This window comes from Mycobacterium sp. Root265 (genome assembly GCF_001428895.1).
Classification (GTDB): domain Bacteria; phylum Actinomycetota; class Actinomycetes; order Mycobacteriales; family Mycobacteriaceae; genus Mycobacterium.
The window spans coordinates 226,724-247,362 of the sequence record NZ_LMJA01000030.1 but is presented as its reverse complement, the minus strand read 5'-3'; the positions used below and the strand labels follow the sequence as shown (position 1 = coordinate 247,362).

Sequence of the window (20,639 nt, the reverse complement as noted above, 5' to 3'; positions counted from 1 at the left end):
CGCACAGCCTACCGGGCAGTAATGACTAGTCCCGCTCGGGTGGCGGAGCAGCCTGCTGAAAGGGCAGCAGGCCGCGGTCCTGACGGCGTTTGACCTCGCTACGCAGGTAGATCATCAGCGCCCACACCCCGGCGAAGACCACGCCGATGAACCCGATCGCGCCGTGGATCAGCGCACCGGCGATGAACACCGCCTGGATCCCGAGGTTCACCCAGATGATGCCGGGCCTGCCCTGCACCCCGGACATCAGCACCAGCACCACCGCCATGCCGATCAGGAACGTTCCGCTCAGCGCGGTCAGACCGTTCTCCCCCGCCGACACCACCGGCAGGGCCAGCAGCACGACGATGGCCTCCAGGATCAGCGCGGCGGCCATGATGCCGCGGAAGCTGCGCCACGGGTCGCCGGGAACCGGCGCCTGCGGTGTCGCGTCGGGATCGGGCACATCCCCGCCCGGTGCGGTGCTCATTGCGGGTCCCGGCCGAACAGGGTGCGCGCTGCACCCGCCGTGACGACCGAACCGGTGATGACCATGCCGCTCCCCGAATATCCTTCGCCGTCATTGCCCGATTCTTCGACCAGAGCCGTCGCGGTCTCGATGGCATCGGGTAGCGCGGCGGCCACGACCACCCGTTCCGGGCCGAATCGTTCCTCGGCCTTGGCGGCGAGTAGTTCCACGTCCATCGCCCTGGGTGAACCGTTGTCGGTCACCACAATCATGTCGAAGGCCGGCTCCAGGGCCGCGAGGATGCCGTCGACGTCCTTGTCCGCCATCACCGACACGACGCCGACCAGATAGCGGAAATCGAACTCGTCGCCCAGGGCCTGGCTCAGCGCCGCGGCGCCCGCCGGGTTGTGGGCGGCATCGATGAACACCGTCGGCGCGCTGCGCACCCGCTCCAGCCGGCCTGGACTGCTCACCGAGGCGAAGCCGGTGCGCACCGCGTCGACATCGAGCTGACGGTCGGCGCCGGCCCCGAAGAACGCCTCGACCGCGGCCAGCGCGAGCACGGCGTTGTGCGCCTGGTGCTCACCGTGCAGCGGCAGGAAAATCTCCGGGTACACCCCGCCCAGGCCCTGCAGGGTCAGCAGCTGACCGCCGATGGCGACGTGGCGTTCCAGCACCGCGAACTCCGAATCCTCGCGCGCCACCGCGGCATCGGCGCGCACGGCCTCCGCCATCAGCACTTCCATCGCCTCGGGGACCTGCCGGCCGATGATCGCCACGGTATCGACGGGAACCAGGTCGTCCTCGGCCTTGATGATGATTCCGGCCTTCTCCCCGGCGATCTCGGCGATCGTGTCACCGAGATAGTCGGTGTGGTCCAGCCCGATCGGGGTGATCACCGCGACCGGCGCGGCGATCACATTGGTGGCGTCCCAGCGCCCACCCAGCCCGGTCTCCACCACCGCCACATCGATCGGCGCGTCGGCGAACGCGGCGAAGGCCATCGCGGTGAGCACCTCGAACTTGCTCATGCGCGGACCACCGGCCGCCTCGGACTGCTGGTCCACCAACTCGATGAACGGTTCGATCTCCCGGTAGGTCTCGACGTACTGGGCCGGAGTGATCGGTTTGCCGTCGATGGAGATGCGCTCGACCGCCGACTGCAGGTGCGGGCTCACGGTGCGCCCGGTGCGCCGGTGCAGTGCGGTCAGCAGGGCATCGACGATGCGGGCCACCGAGGTCTTGCCGTTGGTGCCGGCGATGTGGATCGCCGGATAGTTGCGCTGTGGTGAGCCGAGCAACTCCAGCAGTGCGGAGATGCGGGTGGTGCTGGGCTCGATCTTGGTCTCGGGCCACCGCTGGTCGAGCAGATGCTCGACCTGCAGCAGCGCCGCGATCTCGTCCGGTGCGGGTTGGGTCATTGCAAACCCGCGAGGCGGGCGGTGATCCGCTCGACCTCTTCGGCCGCCAACTGCCGGCGTGCCTTGATCTTGTCGACGACCGCGTCGGGCGCCTTCGCCAGGAAGGCCTCGTTGCCGAGTTTGCCTGCGGTCTGGGCGAGTTCCTTCTGCGCGGCGGCCAGATCCTTCTCCAGCCGTTTGCGTTCGGCAGCGACGTCGACGGTGCTCGAGGTGTCGAGTTCGACGAGCACCGTGCCCCCGGTCACCCGCACCTCGACGGCCGCCGACGGGGTGAACCCGTCCGCGGGCTCGGTGAGCCAGGCCAACGCGGCGATCGCAGGCAACTGGGCGTCCAGACCCACGGCATCGATACCGACCACCTTCGCCGGCACCCGCTGCCGGTCATTGAGACCCTGGTCGCTGCGGAACCTGCGCACCTCGGTGATCAGCTTCTGCATATCGGTGATGCGTTGCGTGGCAACGGAGTCCACAGCGACACCGGATGGCGACGGCCATTCGGCGATGACGATGGACTCCCCGTCGGTGAGCGTCTTCCACAACGTCTCGGTGACGAACGGCATCACCGGATGGAGCAGCTTGAGCAGACTGTCCAGCACCGTGGCCAGTACCGTGGCCGTGTGGGTGGCATGGTCGTCCTGCCCGAACTGCACCTTGGCCAGCTCCAGGTACCAGTCACAGAACTCGTCCCAGGCGAAGTGGTAGATCGCCTCGCAGGCCCGGCTGAACTCGTAACCCTCCAGAGCCGAATCGGCTTCGGCGCGAACCTCTTCCAGCCGACCGAGGATCCAGCGGTCGGCGTCGGTGAGCTCCGAGGGTGCCGGCAGTGGGGCCAGCTCCGCACCGTTCATCAAGGCGAACTTCGTCGCGTTGAAGATCTTGGTGGCGAAGTTGCGCGACGCCCGGGCGTGATCCTCACCGATGGAAAGGTCCCCGCCTGGGCTCGCCCCGCGGGCCAGGGTGAAGCGCAGCGCGTCCGCACCGAATTTCTCCACCCAGTCCAGCGGGTCGATGCCGTTGCCCTTGGACTTGCTCATCTTGCGGCCGAACTCGTCGCGGATCAGCCCGTGCAGGAAGACGTTCTGGAACGGGACCTGGGGCCGACCGGTTTCCCCCTCGGGCACTGTGCCATCGCCGGACACGAAGGTGCCGAACATCATCATGCGCGCCACCCAGAAGAACAAGATGTCGTAACCGGTGACCAGAACACTTGTCGGATAGAACTTCTCGAGCTCGGGTGTGCGCTCGGGCCAGCCCATGGTGGAGAACGGCCACAGCGCCGAGGAGAACCAGGTGTCCAGCACGTCGGGATCCTGCTCCCAGCCCTCGGGCGGGGTCTCGTCAGGACCGAGGCACACCTGCTGCCCGTCGGGCCCGTGCCAGATCGGGATGCGGTGGCCCCACCACAGCTGCCGCGAAATGGTCCAGTCGTGCATGTTGTCCACCCAGGCGAACCAGCGCGGTTCCAGGCTGGCGGGGTGAATCACGGTGTCGCCGTTGCGCACCGCGTCACCGGCGGCCTTGGCCAACGATTCGACCTTGACCCACCACTGCAGGCTCAGCCGCGGCTCGATCGGTTCGCCGCTGCGCTCGGAGTGCCCGACGCTGTGCAGGTACGGGCGCTTCTCGGCCACGATGCGCCCCTCGGCCGCGAGCGCCTCGCGCACCGCGACGCGGGCCTCGAAGCGGTCCATCCCGTCGAACCGGGTCCCGGTGCCGGTGATGGCGCCGGCCTTGTCCAGGATCGACGGCATCGGCAAGTTGTGCCGCACCCCGATCTCGAAGTCGTTCGGGTCGTGGGCGGGGGTGACTTTGACTGCGCCGGTGCCGAACTCGGGGTCGACGTGGCCGTCGGCCACCACGATGATCTGCCGGTCCAGGAACGGGTGCGCCAACGTCTGGCCGACCAGGGCACGGTAGCGGTCGTCGTCGGGGTGCACCGCGATGGCGGTGTCCCCGAGCATCGTCTCCAGCCGGGTGGTGGCGACCACGAGGTGCGGCTCATCGTCCTTCATGGAGCCGTACCGGAACGACACCAGTTCACCCTCGACGTCCTCGTACTTGACCTCGAGGTCGCTGATGGCCGTCTGCAGTACCGGGGACCAGTTGACCAGCCGTTCGGCCTGATAGATCAGCCCAGCGTCGTAGAGCCGTTTGAAGATGGTGCGCACCGCGCGGGACAGACCCTCGTCCATGGTGAACCGGTCGCGGCTCCAGTCCACGCCGTCACCGAGGCGGCGCATCTGCCCGCCGATGGTGCCGCCGGATTCACGCTTCCAGTCCCACACCTTGTCGATGAACAGTTCGCGACCGAACTCCTCTTTGTTCTTCCCGTCGACCGCGAGCTGCTTCTCCACCACCGACTGGGTGGCGATACCGGCATGGTCCATCCCCGGCAGCCACAGCACCTCGTAGCCCTGCATGCGGCGGCGCCGGGTCAGCGCATCCATCAGGGTGTGGTCCAGCGCATGGCCCATGTGCAGGCTGCCGGTCACATTCGGCGGCGGCAGCACGATCGAATAGGCGGGCTTGTCACTCTTGGGATCGGCAGTGAAATAGCCGGCGTCGACCCAGCCCTGATACAGCTCGCTTTCTACCGCGCTCGGCTCCCAGGACTTGGGGAGGGCATCGGCACGGTCACGCGGGCTGTCGGTCACCCGTCGATTCTAGGGAAACCGCGCCGGGCTATTTCTTCCCACCCAACAGGCCACCCAAAATGTCCCCGATGACATTGCCCTGATTGCCGCCCTGGCCGCCGCCACCGAGCACGCTGCCCAGGATGCTGCCCAGCGGATTGTTACCACCGCCACCGGCGCCGCCGAGAATGCTGCCGAGCACATCGCCGAGCCCACCGCCGGACGGCGCGGACTGCGGCTGCGTGGGGGCGGAGTTGCCGGAGAACTGCTTGCCGATATAGGCCAGCACGATCGGCGCCAGGATCGGCAAAAGCTTCTTGATCAGGTCGCCGCTTCCGGCGCCGGTGCCGGCCAGCGCCGAGGCGACCGAGTTGCTGTCGTTGCCGCCGAAGATGTTGGCGACGATCTTGTCGCCCTCACCGGCGTCCACATCGTCGACCTTGACCCCGCCGTCGAGCAGACCACTGGCCGCCTGCGAGCCCACCGCGGCCTCCAGGTCGGTCGAGTCGATGTCATCGGCCTGGACGTTGGCCTGCAATCCACCCACCAAAGCCGGCACCAGCGTCCGGATGGCGCTGTTCACCTCGCCCTGGTCTGCCCCCAGTTTCGCCGCAATGTCCTGTACGGGAATTTGTGCGAAGAGTTCATCCAGACCGGCCATTTCCCACTCACCTCTGTCGATGTCAGGTACCCCTGAGAGGGACCCTAGCCCTTATCGATCATGGCCCACAGGCGTTCGGCGCGGCCCCGGTTCATACCGCCCGAATCAGTTGAGGCGAGCGGTCTCCAAAGTCACCCCTGCGGCGGGCAGCCGGGTCAGCAGCGCATCGCCCATGGCGGCGGCCGGGGTCAGCACCCCCCGCAGATCCGAGAGCTTGTCGCGGTCGAGCGCGAGCGCGAGCCCGCACTCGCCGAGCAGCACCGCGGTGGCCTTGTACCCGGGGTCGCCCTGTTGGGCGATGGTGGCCCGGTACCGTGCGCCGGTGGTGGTCGTGGTGTACGTCTCGGCGCGGTAATGCCCCTTCTCCCGGGTGCGCTCGCTGGGACCGGTGCCGGCCCTGGGCAGCACGCGCTCGAGCAGGCCGCTGGGAACCTTGTTGATGTAACGGGTGCCCAGCCCGAACATCCCCACGTTGACCGCGGTGTCCAGCGCGGCAGCCACCGGCGCGATGACCGAGGAGCCCATGCTCATCTGCTCGGAGTACCGGAACGTGCGCCCGTACGCCCAGTCCAGCAGGGCATTGCTGCGCCGCACGATTCGCGAGTTGGGTGCGGCCATCGCGAACGCACCGGTCCAGACGCCGTCGAGTTCGGGGGCGATCTCCCGGCCGCGCCGCCACGGATTGTCGGACTGGTGGCCCAGATCCGGCTCGGCCCCGCGGTCGGTGGTCAGCGTATAGGGGTCTGCGAGATCGCCGCGTGACTGCGGGTTCTCCGCGGCGGTCCGCATGAACTCGACCATCGAGGCAACGGTGCCGCCGGACACGCCTCCGGCGAACGAGCGCAGCACCAGGCTGGTCTCGGCGAGTTCGCCCGCGCCGTCCTTGCGCACCCGGTCGTGCAGCGCGTAGACGGTGATATCCGAAGGGACGGAATCGAATCCACAGGAATGCACGATGCGCGAACCGGTGTCGACGGCCTGCTTGTGGAACTGTTCGGCACTGTCCCGGATGAACAGCGTCTCACCGGTCAGATCGGCGTAGTCGGTGCCGGCCGCCACACACGCCTGCACCAGCGGCAGTCCGTACTTCGTGTACGGCCCGACGGTGGTGATGACCACCTGGGTGCGCGCCGCCATATCGGCCAGCGTGGACGGTTGCGCGGTGTCGGCCTCGATCAGCGGCCAGTCCTGCGCCTCGGCGCCCAGGGTGTCCCGGACATCGCGGACCTTGACCAGCGAGCGGCCGGCCAGCGCGATCCGGGCACCTTTCCCGGCCTCGGCCAGGTACTGCGCGGTGAGCTTGCCGGCGAACCCGGTGGCGCCGTACAGGACGATGTCGAATTCGCGCTGTGAGGAGGTCATGGGTCCCGAAGCTACCCGAGGACTTCCGGCGGGCCCACCTCCCGACCGAACAGATGGTTGCCCAGGAATGCGGTGACCACCTGGTACCAGATCTTGGCGTGCTGCGGGGCCCCGACCCAGTGCCCCTCCGACGGGTAATAGAGGAACTGGTGGGCACTGTTGCCGTCGTCGTCGGCGGGCAGACCGGACAGGCTCAGCAGCTCGTACCAGAGCCGCAGGCCCTCCCCGATGGGCACGCGGTAGTCCTTGTCACCGTGGATGACCAGCATCGGTGTGCGGATGTTCGCCACATGGTGGTGCGGGGAATTGCGCTGCGTCATCTCCTCGGTCATCTCGCGCACCCACCAGTAGGCGCCGTCGGTGGTGTGCCCGAACTGATCCAGTGCCCACAGGCTTGCATGGGTGACGATGGCATCGAAGCGGTCGGTGTGTCCGGCGATCCAATTGGCCATGTAGCCGCCGAAGGATCCGCCCATCGCCGCGGTGTGCGACTCGTCGACCCGGGGGTGCGCGCAGGCGGCGTCGGTGACCGCCATCAGATCGGTGTAGGGCGCCGCACCCCATGCTCCCCAGCCGCGTTGGATGAAGGCCTGGCCGTATCCGGTCGACAGCGCCGGGTCCGGCAGCAGCACGGCGTAACCCTGCGCTGCGAGCAGCCATGGGTTCCACCGCCAGTGCCAGGCGTTCCAACTGGCCAACGGTCCACCGTGAATCCAGAGGAGCAACGGCGCCGGATCGGGACCTTGTTCGCCGAGGCCGTCGGGCAGCACGAGCCAGGACCGGATCGTGGCGCCGTCCTGCGCGGTGGCCGTCACTTCTTCGACGTGCCCGGGCAGCTCGGGCAGCTGGACGCAGGGCAGCACCGTGACGGAACCGCCGGGGTCAATGCGCACCGGGTGCGGCGGGCTCAGATAGGAACTGCGCAAGGCGAATATCGCCCCGCCGGCGGCGGCCTGCACATCGCTGTAGGTGAAATCGTCGGCGGTCAGCCGGGTCACCGCGGCCGTGCCGGGATCGACGGCGAAGACCGGTCCGCGCCCGCCCTCGTCGGCGGTGACGATCAACTGTGCGCCGTCGGCGGACCAGGTCACCGATGTCGGCCAGCGGTCCCAGTCGCCGAGTTCCACCCACGCCTCGCCGAAGCTCATGCAGCACAAAGTGATCCGCGGCGCCCGGGTCGGCGTGGAGGTTGTCTCGCGGAGAAAGGCCAGCCGGCTTCCGTCCGGAGAGATGGCGGGCTCCCCCAGATCGGCGCCGGGATCCTCGGCGACCGTGGTGTGCCGGCCGGTGGCGGCATCGATACGCACGAGGTGCGAGCGCAGCGCCACCCCGGGTGCCGCGGCGTTCCATGCGGTGACCACGAAACTGCCGTCGGCGCTGACATCGAGTGCCGTATCGCGCAGGGCGCCGCCCGGTCCGGGAGTCAGGTCGCGCTGGCCGTCGGCGTCGAACAGGTGCGGCTGGCCGGGTCCCAGGTCGTGATCCCAGTGCCGCACCGGATATCCGGTGTGCAGGATCGCCGACACCTTGTTGTCCTTGCGCAGCGCGCGAAGCCGCTTGTCCTCGTCCAGATCCCTCGCCGCGGGCAGGACCGGTGCGGTGACGACGGTCCGCGCCGCGCGCTGCGCGGTGTGCACCGCGGCGACCCCGCCCGGCAGCGCGAGCTCCTGGACCGCCTCGCCGCCGGCCGCCGGCAATCGCCACAGTGCCGCCGGCGGCTCGTCCTCCCCGGCCCGTGGCCGGACCGCGACGAACAACAGGTCACCGCCGGCGGTGAAGACGGGTGCGGACTCTCCCTTGGCGCCGCGGGTCAGCCGTCTGGCGGGCTCGACGCCTTGTGGGTCCAATTCCCATAGGGCGGTGATGTATTCGGTGCTGTCGTGGTTCAGTTCGCTGATCGTGGTCACCACCCGGTCACCGCCCGGGGCGACGGCGAGCCCGGCCACCCTGGGCAACGCGAAATAGGCATCCAGGTCATGGAACGGTGTCATGACATCACCGTATCGCTGGACCCCTCTCCCGGGTTCTCTGTGGCCTACAGGACCTCGGTGACCCGACCGGTGGCGTCCGCACGCACCTGCTTGTCACTGCGCTCACCCTGCACGTTGATGAGGATCTGCAGCTCATCGCCGAAGGGCAGATTGCGCTTGACGACGACGGACTGCACATCGCCGTCGGCGATACCGCTGGCCCCGATCGCATTGCCGATCGCGGTCATGATCGCGGTGGCGGGCACGTCGGTCACCGCAAACAGGTTCTGCTGCAGCGCCTCGGTGTCGTCGTCGTAGTCGACGGGGCGCAGGTCGCCAACGTGGCCCGCGGTGTAGGTCCATTGGTTGAGCTCCGTGGGCGCGGCCGGGTCGATGGCCTGCACGGTGATCAACTGCTGGGTGATGACGATCTCGACCACATTCATCGGGCCGGCACCGACACGCTCGGAGATGGCGCCGAGCGCCGTGTCGATTCCCTCGACGGTCACCAGGTCGCCGGCGGCGATCTCGGTGAGTCCGTCGGCGTTGTCGCTCAGTTGCTCGACGCCGGTGGTCGCGGCGTCGGTGATGGCCCGGATGTCGTCGATCTTGGAGCATCCGGTCAGTACCGAGATCGAGAGTGCGGTGGCGGCCAGGCCGAGGCCCAGGCGGGTGAATGTCGTCATGGCACAGAGCGTGTTGGGTGGCCGACGCTACCGATCCCAACTTCGGAGTGCGTCGCACCTCTTCACGCGGAATTAACTCGCCTTGACCGCTCGGACACATTCGCGCAGTTAGTTTCAATCCGGTACACCGTCAGTACCTCAAGGCCACTGTCGTTAAACGCAGTGCCTCCCCCACCCCATCCCCCAGAAACGATCGGCGGAGGTCCTTTTGACACCTGAAGTGGAGGACGCCCTCTCGACGATGGCGGCCGTCAACAACGAGTTCTTCTACTGGATGTCCATCGCCTTGATGATGCTCATCCACGCAGGCTTCCTCGCCTACGAGGTCGGCGCGTCGAGGTCCAAGAACGTGCTCGCCACGGCGATGAAGAATCTGCTGGCCTTCGCCACCATCGTGGCATCGTTCTTCTTCGTCGGCTGGTTCCTGTACAACGCGATGCCCAGCGGTTTCATCGAGATGACCGACGCCGCAAGGGCTGCGCTCCCGTGGAGCGACAATATGGGCCCGAACGTCCAGGACCCGGCGAGCGGCATCTTCTGGGGGGCCTTCGCGCTGTTCGCCGCCACCACCGGTTCGATCATGTCCGGTGCTGTGCTGGAACGCATTCGGACCAGCGGCTTCCTGGTGCTCACCGTCATGGTGGGGTCGGTCACGTGGATCATCGGTGCAGCCTGGGGGTGGCACGGCGCCGGTTGGATGCTCACCAAGCTCGGATTCCACGATGTCGGTGCGGCCGGGTGCGTGCACATGATCGCCGGTTTCGCGACGCTGGGCATCCTGATCAACCTGGGGCCGCGCATCGGGCGTTTCCTGCCCGACGGCACTCCGGTGACCATCCGCCCGCACAACCTGCCGCTGACCATGGTCGGACTGATGATGATCTTCACCGGCTTCTTCGGCTTCCTGATGGGCTGTGTCATCTACGGTCCCAGCGGCTACGCCACCATCTACGGAAGCCCGACGACGTTGAGCGCCTTCGCCTTCAACACCCTGATGGGCCTGGCCGGCGGCATCATCGGCGCCTATGTCACATCGCGGGGCGAGCCGTTCTGGACCATCTCCGGTGGCCTCTGTGGCGTCATCGGCGTGGCATCCGGAATGGATCTGTACCACCCGGCGCTGGGCTTCCTCATCGCGCTGGGCGCCGGCGCTCTCGCGCCGTACCTCGGAAAGCTGTTGGAAAAGTTCAAGATCGACGATGTGGTCGGCGCGGTCTCCGTGCACGGCGGCATCGGCCTGTACTCGGTGCTGATGGCCGGCGTCTTCCTCTCGGGCTACCCGAACACCGACGGCAACCCGTCCGTCTCGTTCTGGGGCCAGGCGGTCGGCGCGGTAGTCTTCGCCGCACTCGGCTTCATCCCCGCCTATCTGGTCTCGCTGGGCCTGAAGAAGGTTGGCCTGCTGCGTATTCCGCCGGAGGTCGAGGAGCAGGGGCTGGATCTCAGCGAGGTTCCGGCCACGCCGTACCCGGAAGGTATCCCGATCACCGCGATGCGCACCAACGGTGCCGTGCTGGTGGTCACCGAGGAGGTCAAGTAAATGTTCAGTCCCATCGACAGCTACGACGACGCGGGCGTGGTCTTCACCTTCGGCGGATACTCGCTCGGCGTGTGGATCGTGTTCATCCTCGCGGTGTTGCTCTTCATCGGGTTCTTCGTCCGGATGATCCAGCACGAGAACGCCGCGTACCGGGCGATCATCGAGCACAAGCCGGTGGAGCCCGGCCCGGTGGCCGAAGGAGAACCGACGACCTACTGATCGAGCACACCGAAATCGCCCGGATCCTCGAGGATCCGGGCGATTTCTCGTACAGTCGGCCTGGCTGTCAGGCGGACCGCAGCCACTGGACCGCACGGTCGCGGTACCCGATGATGCCCTTGTAGTCGGCGATGTCCTCGGGCAGTTCGGCCAGCACCGCCGCCGCGCGCACCCGCCAGGCGTCGACGGCGGCGATATCGGCCAGCGGCAACATATAGGTGCGGATCAGGAAGCAGATCGACCCCGACTCCGGCAACCGGATCAGGTGCTGCACCTCGACCCGAAGATGCACCAGCCGACCGAACTCCTCGTCGGTGACGCCGTTGATCATCGTGCGGTCGGGCCCCCACTCGTGATACAGCTCGGTCGAGACGTCAAGGCGGCGACCGATGGTCAACGTCCAGTTGGTGCGCCGGTAGGTCTCACCGGGCTGCAACCGCATGAGGAAATCCCTGGCGCGGGTGATGACGCCGGTGGCCCGCAGCCGGGGCACCGGCCCGTGGATCTCCAGAAACGTCATGCCGACGTCGAACCCGAACGACCAGTCCGCGGCGAAGGTGACCACGCCGGCGTCACCGAACAGGTCACCGTCGCGTTGGTCGAGCAGGACGATGTCCTCCTGCACCTGGCCGGCGATATAGGCAAGCGGTTCGGCGGGCAGCGTGCTCTCATCGCCGAGGATGAAGTCCTGTTCGATGCCCAGTCTGTCGTTGCGCCAGCGCCACCCGGTGCCGTGTCGCTGCAGGGACATGCTGTCGGGGTAGCCGCTCGCGAGCTCGCGCATCAGGGTCAGCATGGCGTCCCAGCAGGCTGGGCGCATGTGTGGCAGCACCGCGCTGCGGGTGGGATCGGTCGCGAGAACGGCTGCCCGCTCGGCCAGTTCGTGTTCGTATTCGCTGTCGACATCGACCACCCGCTCACCCCAGCGCCCGACCGGGGTGGGGACCGCCGAGCCTGCGGGCTCGACATTGGTGCTGTAGCGGTAGGTGTCCGCGGCGAACGGGAAAGGAAAGGTACGAACGAGATCGGGTGTCGAGATCACAGTGCTACCTCCAGGGTTTCGTCGCCACCGCGCGACACGCAGGCCATCAGCGCGTCGCCGGCCTCCTTCTCGGCGTCGGTCAGGTACAGATCGCGGTGGGTGATCGTTCCGGCCGAGACCGGGAGTCGGCATTCTCCGCACACCCCCCGGCGGCACAAATTGGGCACCTCGAAGCCACGGCGCTCCAAGTCCTCCAGCAGCGAGACACCGGCGTCGACGACGAACTCCTCACCGGTGGAGGTGACCCGGGCCGCGAACGGCTCACCCGGATCGAGCGCGTCGGATCCGAAGTGTTCCAGGTGAATCCGGCTGGCCGGCCATCCCAGATCCGCGGCCGCACCGGTGACGTACTCGATGAACGAGGCCGGTCCGCACACATAGAGGTGGGTGCCGAAGGGTTGGTCGGCCAGCGCGGCCAGCAGCTCGTCGGTGAAGGCCGCACGCGCAGTATGCATCGACGCGTGCTCGCCGAGTCCTGCGACGACGTCAGCGTAGGCCGCCCGGCCCTCCCGGTGGATGTAGAGCACCCGGACGTCCCGTCCCCACAGCTGCGCGCTGCGCAGGTGCGACACCATCGGGGTGATGCCGATGCCCGCGGCGACGAGCAGGTGCCGGCGCGCCCGCAGCACCGGAGCGAACGCGCTGCGCGGCAGTCCGGCGGCGACGGTGTCGCCCAGCGCCAGCTCGTCGTGGATCCACCGCGAGCCCCCGGCGCCCTCGTCACAGCGCAGCACCGAGATCACATACGCGGTAGGCGAATTACCATCGCCGGTCAGTGAATAGGCGTTGGCACTGCCACCGCAGTCCACGACGATGTGGCTGCCGGGCGTGAACGACGGCAGGGCCGCCCCGTCGGGGTAGGCCAGGGTGAGGGTCCGAATGCCGCCGATCGTGTCATCGACCGCGGTGACGACGAGTTTGAGAGTGTTCACGAGACGGCCCCGGCCGGCTCTTCGGCATCGACCATGAAGCCCAGATATGTTCCGCCGCGACGCGAAACATGGTAATAAACCAGGAGTTTCCGCTCGCACGATCCGCACGGCAGCACTTCGTCCAGCTGGACCCGCGCCCGGGTGACGGCCCCGCAGTGCACACAGTGCACCGCGCGTGAATCGACCTCGGTGGACGCCACCGTCATCTCGTCGTCGGCGACACCGAGGCCCGTCGCGGCGCCGCGCAGGTGCAGGCAGGCGTCGGCGGGGCCGGCCATCATCAACCGCCAGCCCACCCGGGCATCGGCCAGGTCGGCCGTCAGCACCTCGATCGCCTGCCCGGCGTCGACCTGGTGCAGGCGTACCGCCGATTCACCACCGGCCGAGTCGATCTGGGCTACCCAGTCCCGTGCGACATCGGCGCCGCCCGGCCCGAACGCGATGATGGTCCACGCACGCCCGGACAGATCAGCATCGGGTCGGGTGGGGGTCAGTGCCCATCCGGGCACACTTGTCAGCTCGAGGTCCGGTCGCATGAGCCCTTTCCCGTGGACACCAGTGGTTGACGACGTTGCCCTTCAGGAAACCAAAGCTGCGTTTCGGTGATGTGACCTCGCTGTCTCGTCTGGTTGACGCGGCGCCCGATATGGTCGGCGGCATGTCCGAGCGCATCATGGTCGTCGGCGCAGGTATTGCCGGACTGGCCACCGCCGTCGCCCTGCGCCGGGTGGGCCATGACGTGACCGTGATCGAACAGCGCACGGATACCGCCACCGGTGCCGGCATCAGCATTTGGCCCAATGCCCTGGCCGCCCTGGACGTGCTGGGCCTGGGTGAGCAGGTGCGTGCCGCCGGCGGCAGGGTCAGCGCCGGTGCGGTGCGCTGGCGTGACGGCCGCTGGCTGCGCAGGCCGGCCGCCGACCGGATCGTGCGGGCCCTGGGCGAACCGCTGGTCATCATCCACCGCGGCACGCTCACCGAAATCCTGGCCGGCGCCCTGCCCGCGGGTACGGTGACGCACGGCGTGGCAGCCACCGCCGTCGAGGTGTCCCGCACCGGAGCCCGAATCACCGTGTCGGACGGGACCGTTGCCACCGTGGACGCCGTGGTGGGCGCAGATGGGGTCGACTCGCCGGTGGCACGCCACCTCAACGGCGATCTTCCCCGGCGGTACGCGGGGTACACGGCCTGGCGCGGAATCGCCTCGTACGCACTGGATCCCGATCTCGCCGGAGAGACCATGGGACCGGGCCTCGAGGTGGGTCACGTGCCGATGGGCCCCACGCACACCTACTGGTTCGCGACCCAGCGGGTGCCGCAGGGGCAGATGGCGGCGGGCGGAGAGCACGCACATCTGCAGCGTGTCTTCGGCGACTGGCCGGAACCGATTCCCGGCCTGCTGGCGTCCACCGACCCGGCGGCGGTGCTTCGCAACGACCTCTACGATCGCGCTCCCGCTGCCACGTGGGCGCGTGACAGGGCGGTGATCGTCGGTGATGCCGCGCATCCGATGCGTCCGCACCTGGGCCAGGGCGGCTGCCAGGGCCTGGAGGATGCCGCGATTCTGGCGGCGCTGACCGTCGGCGGGGAGACCGATCTGTCGAGCGCATTCGCGCGTTTCGCCGATTTCCGCAGGCGTCGGGTGCGCGCGCTGGTCCTCGAGTCACGGACCGTAGGCCGCGTCGTGAACATGCGACCGGCCGTACTCAGTGGGCTGGCCAGCCGGGCCACGGCTCTGATCCCGGAGGCGGTACTGGCCCGGCACCTGGCCTCGATCGCCGGGCGCTCGGCCTTCGTATTACCCGGCGACTGATATCAGCGCGGCTGGAAGGCCGCGGCGGCGGTCTCCACCATCTTGCACATCTTGCGGAAGTCGAAAAGCCCCAGCACGGCGCCACCGCGGATGGCCTGGCAGCCGACGGCGGCCGGAGCGGGAGTCTTGATTCCGGGGGTGCTGAAGACCGCCGGGGTGGCACCACGCGGCCCGCACTTGGGCCAGGCGCCGAGCCCCTGGGTCCGCAGCACGTTCTCGGCGACGCGGATCTGCTCGGTCCGCGAAGCCCCGGCCGGCGAGCCGACGCCACCGTTGGCGTTCCAGGTGGCCGGCTTGAACTGCAGACCGCCATAGTGGCCGTTGCCGGTGTTGATGCCCCAGTTGCCACCCGACTCGCACTGCGCGATGGCGTCCCAGTTGACGCTGTCGGCGGCGGCGGTGGCCGACATGGCCATCGGAGCCACCGAGAGCGCGCCGGTTGCGGCGGCCACCCACAGGCTCTTCGTCAGGATGTTCTTGAGGGCAATTCGGATGTTCTTCATTTGCGGTCCTTCCCCGACCGGTGACACGAGGGCCGCGAACCAGGAGTGAAGCGTTCTTGCGACGCGGTTATCTGGTGTTTCGGGTGACCGACATCACCCGTTACGGAGGGGACGGAAGTTTTAGCAGTTTCTTATGAGACAGGGGGATATCAGCGGTGTCTATGAGAAAACAATGGCGCCGGGCGTAAAGCCCGGCGCCATTGTGATTCGTCTGATATCGGGTTATCCCCGGCCACCGCAGGACGGCCAGGCACCGATGCCCTGGCTCTGCAGCACGTTCTCCGCGACGCGGATCTGCTCTTCGCGGCTGGCGGCGTGCGGCGCACCCGCGCCACCGTTGGAATGCCACGTGCCCATGGTGAACTGCAGGCCACCGTAGTAGCCGTTACCCGTGTTGATGGCCCAGTTGCCGCCCGACTCGCAGGCTGCAACGGCATCCCAGTTCACGGAGTCCGCATGTGCGGTACCTGTGGCCATAGCCATCGGGGCAACAGCGATCGCCCCGGCAAAAGTGGCCATACCGAACGTTTTGCGGATGTTCTTCAACGTCAATCCTCTCGCCAAGCGCGCGCCAAAGACGCCCGCGCGAACGCGGACGGAATGCCTGAATACACAGGCGGGGAATTTGGGGCGTGCCATCTCGGTCAGGCACGACAGTGGGAGACATAGGACGTCTCACCGGATGACACACCCGGTTGCCCGACAGGCATCTCATCCCGTCGTCGGCCCACTCACACGCAGGTTCTTGATTATGTAATTATTTGCTCCGGCTCTGGAGTTGAATTGAACGTACAAAAATCGCGCGGCGAAGTCACTTCGATGGAGAACGTGTCGCTTTCAGATCACAGGATGATCACGGCCGGGCATTCGCCCAGACAGCGCAGGTCAACACGGAATTCCATGGCGAAACCTGAATTGCAGGTCGAGACCTGTCTCGTGAGGCAGATCACAAGGTTTTTGTGAGCTGCGCCACCGGCGTCGCTTACCTACCGTGTGCAGATCGCAGGATTCCCCGAAAACGCCGCTCTTACACACCCGAAAAAGCTGCAGCGTCGCGATCTGTTCGCTGACCTACCAACCTACGCCCAGATTCAGCCGATCGGCCACTTCTGTTGCGGATGAACACCTTTGGATCGTCCGAAGTTAGATAGCGCAACTACATAGCAGCACAGCAATATTCGCGTTGATTTGACCAAAACAGTTGCACCGCAGGTTTTTTCGCCCCAGATAGGTGTGCAGCTGCACAGGTCGCCGACTCCCCACGAGGCACCACCCCGAGGCGCGGTGCAAGCGGGCCGACAACCACGGCCTGCACACTTCGCATTAGGGCGCCATGATGGCGACAACAGGCGAATCAGGCTGGTGCGCAGGACATTGACAGTCCGCGCCCCGGTGGTTCAAATCAACAGTGCGCCAGTGCATCTCGGGTAATCGGACCAGTTCCATACCGGTGGCGCAGCCGATTCCGGCGTACGAGATATCTCATTCACGCGTTCGTTATTCGAACGTTATTGGAGCCGATAAACTCGGTTGAAGATAAATACGGCGAAATTCGCGTACGAATGTCAAATTTGCTGGATCAGTCGCCACAGCTGTGTACGCAATCAGCCCAGATCCTGCGGCGTGTTGACGTTGGTCAACTCGAGCCGTTGCTCCATGACGATGCGCTGGGTGTCGCCGTCGTCGACCAGGGCGCGCATGCTGCGCTCGCCGGCCGCCACCAACTCGTCCGCCCGTACCGACAGCGCAGTGCGATACAGGCCGGCCAGGTAGTGGTCCCGCCCGTCCCAGGGCAGCACCACATCGGCCGCGGTCGATGCGGCGGCGACGGCCAGTTCATCGATGATGCGGGCGTTGAGGTGGGGCATGTCGACCGCGCAGACGAATGCCCATTCCCGGCCCGCGTCCGCAGCGGCCCTCAGCCCGCGAGCCGTCGCCAACAGCGGGCCGACGCCGCGGACCTCGTCGCGCAGGATCTGGGCAGACAATTCGGGAAGCGCCTGGCCGGGCGCCGCGACGACAAACACCGGACCGCAGCGGGTGCCGACGGTGGTCACCACCCGTTCCACGAGTGTCTGACCCCGGATCACGAGGGTGGCCTTGTCCCGCCCCATGCGGCGCGAAGCGCCCCCGGCCAGCACGATCCCAGCCAGGGCCGTACCGGTGGCGGGCCCCTGGGGTGCGGTCACCCCGCTGACGTTAGTCGACCGACCAGGTGTCCTTGCCGCGAAGCAGCGATTGCAGTGCGGCCGTGTCGTGCGCCTTGGCCTCACGTGCGGTGCTGATCTGCTGGCGCGCCGCGTCGTCGTAGGTCGGCTTGCTCACCTGGCGGAAGATGCCCATCACCATGTGGTCCAGGTTCTGCTCGGACAGCCGCGACAGGGCGAAGGCGTACGCCGGGTCGTCGATCGTCGCGTCGTGCACCACGATCTGATCGGCGGGCACATCGGCGGTCTTCGCGACCTCCAGGCCGAACCCGGACTTGACCACCGCATACTCACCGTCGGCACCGAAGGTGATCGGCTCGCCGTGGGAGACGTTGATCAGCCGGTCCTCGGCGCCTTCCTTGCGCAGCGCGTCGAACGATCCGTCGTTGAAGATCGGGCAGTCCTGCATGATCTCGACGAGTGCGGCACCACGGTGGGCTGCCGCGCCGCGCAGCACCTCGGTCAGGCCCTTACGGTCGGAGTCCAGCGCACGCCCGACGAAGGTGGCCTCGGCGCCCAGCGCCAGCGACACCGGGTTGAACGGGTAGTCCACCGAGCCCATCGGCGTGGACTTGGTGACCTTGCCGACCTCGGAGGTCGGCGAGTACTGACCCTTGGTCAGGCCGTAGATCCGGTTGTTGAACAACAGGATCGTGATGTTGATGTTGCGTCGCAGCGCATGGATGAGGTGGTTACCGCCGATGGACAGCGAGTCACCGTCACCGGTGACCACCCACACCGACAGGTCCTCGCGAGCCAGCGCCAGACCGGTGGCGATGGTCGGCGCGCGACCGTGGATCGAGTGGAAACCGTAGGTCTCCAGGTAGTACGGGAATCGGCTGGAGCAGCCGATACCGCTGACGAACGCGATGTTCTCCCGACGCAGGCCGAGCTCGGGCAGGAAGTTGCGGATCGTGTTGAGGATGACGTAGTCACCGCAACCCGGGCACCAGCGCACCTCCTGGTCGCTGGTGAAGTCCTTGCCCTTCTGCGGCTGGTCCGTCGTCGGTACCAGCGCAGTCTTGCTGAGGGCTTCGGTCAGGCCCAGGTCAGAGCCGATCAGGTCCGTCATGCGCTCGCTCCCACAGATTCCACGGTGGCCGCGGCCAACCGGGCGAATTTGGCCTTGTCAGTTTCCTTTTCGCGCAGCGTTCCGTCCAGCGCCGCGGCGATGATGCCCTCGACCTCGTCGGCCAGGAACGCCATGCCCTCGACCTTGGTGACCGACTGCACGTCGACCAGGTACTTGCCGCGCAGCAGCAGCGCGAGCTGGCCGAGGTTCATCTCCGGCACGACGACCTTCTGGTACCTGTTCAGCACCTCTTCGAGGTTGGCCGGGAACGGGTTCAGGTAGCGCAGCTGAGCGTGCGCGACCTTGATACCGCTGCGGCGGGCGCGCCGGCAGGCCTCGCCGATGGGCCCGTAGGAACTGCCCCAGCCCAGCAGCAGCAGTTCGGCGTCCCCATCCGGGTCATCGACCTGCAGATCGGGCACCGTGATGCCGTCGATCTTGAGTTGCCGCAACCGGACCATCAGGTCGTGGTTCTTGGGCTCATAGGAGATGTTGCCCGAACCGTTGGCCGATTCGAGGCCACCGATGCGGTGTTCCAGACCCGGCGTGCCGGGGATGGCGAACTGGCGGGCCAGCGTCTCCGGGTCACGCGCATAGGGCTCGAACGGCTCGCCGGACTTGGCGAACGTGTGCTCGATGGGCGGATAGGCGGTGATGTCCGGGATGCGCCACGGCTCCGAGCCATTGGCGATCGCGCCGTCGGACAGGATGATCACCGGTGTGTGATAGCCGATCGCGATGCGTATCGCCTCGACGGCGATATCGAAGCAGTCCGACGGCGAGCAGGGCGCCAGCACCGCAACCGGCGATTCGCCGTTGCGGCCGTAGAGCGCCTGCAGCAGGTCGGCCTGCTCGGTCTTGGTCGGCAGGCCGGTGGACGGGCCGCCGCGCTGCACGTCGATGACGAGCAGCGGCAGTTCGGTCATCACCGCGAGTCCGATCGCCTCGGACTTCAGCGATACACCCGGACCTGAGGTACTGGTGACGCCGAGGGCGCCGCCGTAAGAGGCGCCGATGGCCGCACCGATTCCGGCGATCTCGTCCTCGGCCTGGAAGGTGAGTACGTTGAAATGCTTGTACTTGGACAGCTCGTGCAGGATGTCGGAGGCCGGGGTGATGGGGTAGGTGCCCAGCACCACCTGGATATCGCCCAGTTGACCGGCCGCCACGATGCCGTAGGCCAGCGCGGTGTTGCCCGAGATCTGGCGATAGTCACCGGACTTCAGCTTGGCCGGGGCCACCTCGTAGGTGACGGCGAAGGCCTCGGTGGTCTCGCCGTAGTTCCAGCCTGCCTTCAGCGCCAGCACGTTGGCCTCGGCGATTTCGGGCTTGCGGGCGAATTTGTCCCGGATGAAGGCCTCGCTGGCCTCGAGCTCGCGACCGTACATCCACGACAGCAGGCCGAGGGCGAACATGTTCTTGGCGCGCTGGCCGTCCTTCTTGGTCGCACCGATGGCCTCGACGGCACCCAGCGTCAGTGTCGTCATCGCCACCGACTGCACGACATAGTCAGAGAGCTCTTCGTTCTCCAGCGGGTTGGCGTCATAGCCGACCTTGGCCAGGTTGCGCTTGGTGAACTCGTCGGAGTTCGCGATGATCAGGCCGCCGCGGGGTAGGTCTCCCACATTGGCCTTCAATGCGGCAGGATTCATCGCGACGAGAACATCGGGACGGTCGCCGGCGGTCAGGATGTCGTAGTCCGCGATCTGGATCTGGAAGGACGACACACCCGGCAGAGTGCCCTGTGGTGCGCGGATCTCAGCGGGGTAATTGGGCTGCGTCGCAAGGTCATTGCCGAAGAGTGCGGCCTCGGACGTGAACCGGTCACCGGTGAGCTGCATGCCGTCACCGGAGTCACCGGCGAAGCGGATGACCACCTTTTCCAGCTTCTGCCGGGGCGTCCCCGTGTTGCCGTTCTGACCCACGACTTCCTGCCTTTCACACCCGCACGAATCGCGCTCAAGTCGCGGGGCGTTTGCGTCAAAAACTTTTGGTGTCACTGCCGGTAACCAGTATGGCACTTCTCTTAGGGTGACCAATGCCGGGCGAGCCGGCGACACGCGGGTTTCGTCGAGAAGAACTGCCTGTTCAGCGCAGTGAAGCAAGACGAGTTCCCGGCGCGATGTGGTC

At 67.0% G+C, this 20,639-nt stretch carries 16 protein-coding genes and 2 pseudogenes; 3 read left to right on the top strand and 15 right to left on the bottom strand.

The features are described 5' to 3' along the window. Nucleotides 1-25: 25 nt before the first annotated feature. The 7 genes from ASE48_RS23735 to ASE48_RS23705 form a co-directional block, all read right to left on the bottom strand. On the bottom strand, nt 26-469 hold the full coding sequence (locus ASE48_RS23735; protein ID WP_057169608.1) for a DUF4233 domain-containing protein: 444 nt from the start codon (nt 467-469) through the stop codon (nt 26-28). After that, complete coding sequence (gene folC, locus ASE48_RS23730) at nt 466-1,869, bottom strand: bifunctional tetrahydrofolate synthase/dihydrofolate synthase (RefSeq protein WP_057169607.1); 1,404 nt, start codon at nt 1,867-1,869, stop codon at nt 466-468. Before folC ends, ASE48_RS23735 begins: the two co-directional genes overlap by 4 nt. Further along, on the bottom strand, nt 1,866-4,523 hold the full coding sequence (locus ASE48_RS23725) for a valine--tRNA ligase (protein ID WP_057169606.1): 2,658 nt from the start codon (nt 4,521-4,523) through the stop codon (nt 1,866-1,868). The genes folC and ASE48_RS23725 overlap by 4 nt, the downstream gene beginning before the upstream one ends. 28 nt (nt 4,524-4,551) lie before the next feature. Then, nucleotides 4,552-5,163, bottom strand: a complete 612-nt coding sequence (locus ASE48_RS23720) for a DUF937 domain-containing protein (protein WP_057169605.1) — start codon at nt 5,161-5,163, stop codon at nt 4,552-4,554. Between the two features lie 105 nt (nt 5,164-5,268). Then, complete coding sequence (locus ASE48_RS23715; protein WP_057169604.1) at nt 5,269-6,525, bottom strand: saccharopine dehydrogenase family protein; 1,257 nt, start codon at nt 6,523-6,525, stop codon at nt 5,269-5,271. Nucleotides 6,526-6,536: 11 nt separating this feature from the next. Continuing rightward, on the bottom strand, nt 6,537-8,516 hold the full coding sequence (locus ASE48_RS23710) for a S9 family peptidase (RefSeq protein WP_057169603.1): 1,980 nt from the start codon (nt 8,514-8,516) through the stop codon (nt 6,537-6,539). A 44-nt stretch (nt 8,517-8,560) separates the two neighbouring features. Next, nucleotides 8,561-9,181, bottom strand: coding sequence for a hypothetical protein (locus ASE48_RS23705; RefSeq protein WP_057169602.1), 621 nt, complete (start codon nt 9,179-9,181; stop codon nt 8,561-8,563). Nucleotides 9,182-9,389: 208 nt separating this feature from the next. Between ASE48_RS23705 and ASE48_RS23700 the strand changes: the two genes are divergently transcribed. After that, complete coding sequence (locus ASE48_RS23700; protein ID WP_057169601.1) at nt 9,390-10,721, top strand: ammonium transporter; 1,332 nt, start codon at nt 9,390-9,392, stop codon at nt 10,719-10,721. Beyond that, complete coding sequence (locus ASE48_RS23695) at nt 10,722-10,940, top strand: hypothetical protein (protein WP_057169600.1); 219 nt, start codon at nt 10,722-10,724, stop codon at nt 10,938-10,940. It begins immediately after the preceding gene. Nucleotides 10,941-11,007: 67 nt separating this feature from the next. Here the strand turns inward: ASE48_RS23695 and ASE48_RS23690 are convergent, their stop codons facing one another. From ASE48_RS23690 to ASE48_RS23680, 3 genes are read right to left on the bottom strand one after another with little or no spacing between them, the layout of a single operon-like run. Beyond that, a complete protein-coding gene (locus ASE48_RS23690) occupies nt 11,008-11,982 on the bottom strand; it encodes a heme-dependent oxidative N-demethylase family protein (protein ID WP_057169599.1) in 975 nt (324 codons plus the stop codon). Beyond that, complete coding sequence (locus ASE48_RS23685; protein WP_057169598.1) at nt 11,979-12,914, bottom strand: PDR/VanB family oxidoreductase; 936 nt, start codon at nt 12,912-12,914, stop codon at nt 11,979-11,981. Before ASE48_RS23685 ends, ASE48_RS23690 begins: the two co-directional genes overlap by 4 nt. Beyond that, entirely contained in the window at nt 12,911-13,450 is a 540-nt protein-coding gene (locus ASE48_RS23680) for a dimethylamine monooxygenase subunit DmmA family protein (RefSeq protein WP_057169597.1), read from the bottom strand. The genes ASE48_RS23685 and ASE48_RS23680 overlap by 4 nt, the downstream gene beginning before the upstream one ends. 122 nt (nt 13,451-13,572) lie before the next feature. Between ASE48_RS23680 and ASE48_RS23675 the strand changes: the two genes are divergently transcribed. After that, nucleotides 13,573-14,727 (top strand): FAD-dependent oxidoreductase, encoded by a 1,155-nt coding sequence (locus ASE48_RS23675; protein WP_057170000.1) that lies wholly within the window; start codon nt 13,573-13,575, stop codon nt 14,725-14,727. A gap of 161 nt (nt 14,728-14,888) precedes the next feature. Here ASE48_RS23675 and ASE48_RS33540 read toward each other — a convergent pair. From ASE48_RS33540 to ASE48_RS23650, 5 genes and pseudogenes are all read right to left on the bottom strand, one after another. Continuing rightward, nucleotides 14,889-15,119, bottom strand: a pseudogene (locus tag ASE48_RS33540) (transglycosylase family protein); the annotation flags it as partial. A 333-nt stretch (nt 15,120-15,452) separates the two neighbouring features. Continuing rightward, nucleotides 15,453-15,686 (bottom strand): annotated as a pseudogene (locus tag ASE48_RS23665) (transglycosylase family protein); the annotation flags it as partial. Between the two features lie 1,148 nt (nt 15,687-16,834). Next, nucleotides 16,835-17,419 (bottom strand): molybdenum cofactor guanylyltransferase, encoded by a 585-nt coding sequence (gene mobA / locus ASE48_RS23660; RefSeq protein WP_268766325.1) that lies wholly within the window; start codon nt 17,417-17,419, stop codon nt 16,835-16,837. 10 nt (nt 17,420-17,429) lie between these two features. Then, entirely contained in the window at nt 17,430-18,509 is a 1,080-nt protein-coding gene (locus ASE48_RS23655) for a 2-oxoacid:ferredoxin oxidoreductase subunit beta (protein ID WP_057169595.1), read from the bottom strand. After that, nucleotides 18,506-20,434 (bottom strand): 2-oxoacid:acceptor oxidoreductase subunit alpha, encoded by a 1,929-nt coding sequence (locus ASE48_RS23650; RefSeq protein ID WP_057169594.1) that lies wholly within the window; start codon nt 20,432-20,434, stop codon nt 18,506-18,508. Before ASE48_RS23650 ends, ASE48_RS23655 begins: the two co-directional genes overlap by 4 nt. Nucleotides 20,435-20,639: the final 205 nt, after the last annotated feature.

Coding starts and splice junctions, on each gene's coding strand:
- folC (WP_057169607.1), bottom strand. CDS start 1,869: ATGACCCAACCCGCACCGGACGAGATCGCGGCGCTGCTGCAGGTCGAG.
- ASE48_RS23680 (WP_057169597.1), bottom strand. CDS start 13,450: ATGCGACCGGACCTCGAGCTGACAAGTGTGCCCGGATGGGCACTGACC.
- ASE48_RS23710 (WP_057169603.1), bottom strand. CDS start 8,516: ATGACACCGTTCCATGACCTGGATGCCTATTTCGCGTTGCCCAGGGTG.
- ASE48_RS23715 (WP_057169604.1), bottom strand. CDS start 6,525: ATGACCTCCTCACAGCGCGAATTCGACATCGTCCTGTACGGCGCCACC.
- ASE48_RS23675 (WP_057170000.1), top strand. CDS start 13,573: ATGTCCGAGCGCATCATGGTCGTCGGCGCAGGTATTGCCGGACTGGCC.
- ASE48_RS23735 (WP_057169608.1), bottom strand. CDS start 469: ATGAGCACCGCACCGGGCGGGGATGTGCCCGATCCCGACGCGACACCG.
- ASE48_RS23705 (WP_057169602.1), bottom strand. CDS start 9,181: ATGACGACATTCACCCGCCTGGGCCTCGGCCTGGCCGCCACCGCACTC.
- ASE48_RS23720 (WP_057169605.1), bottom strand. CDS start 5,163: ATGGCCGGTCTGGATGAACTCTTCGCACAAATTCCCGTACAGGACATT.
- ASE48_RS23655 (WP_057169595.1), bottom strand. CDS start 18,509: ATGACGGACCTGATCGGCTCTGACCTGGGCCTGACCGAAGCCCTCAGC.
- ASE48_RS23695 (WP_057169600.1), top strand. CDS start 10,722: ATGTTCAGTCCCATCGACAGCTACGACGACGCGGGCGTGGTCTTCACC.